Annotated in this window: 1 protein-coding gene; it reads left to right on the forward strand. The window is 46.9% G+C overall.

What is annotated here, in order from left to right:
- Positions 1-275, forward strand: a 275-nt coding sequence (locus AB4512_RS25020; protein WP_372176155.1) for an aldehyde dehydrogenase family protein, incomplete at both ends; no start/stop codon positions are given.

Here is a 275-nt window from a genome sequence, read left to right on the forward strand (position 1 = left end):
TTTTACATCACACCCACGGATCAAAAAGATCTCTTTTACTGGTTCGACTCGAGTCGGCAGTATCTTGATGGCTCAAGCGGCAAAAGGCATCAAACGCACTTCTATGGAGCTCGGTGGCAACGCACCTTTTATTGTGTTTGACGATGCAGACATCGACGCGGCCGTTCAAGGCGCAATGGCGTCAAAATTCCGTAATGCGGGACAAACATGTGTCTGTGCAAACCGTTTCTATGTTCACAGTAAAGTATACGATGAGTTCGTGGCTAAATTCGATC

This window comes from Vibrio sp. 10N.222.52.B7, from assembly GCF_041474275.1.
Taxonomy (GTDB): domain Bacteria; phylum Pseudomonadota; class Gammaproteobacteria; order Enterobacterales; family Vibrionaceae; genus Vibrio; species Vibrio crassostreae_C.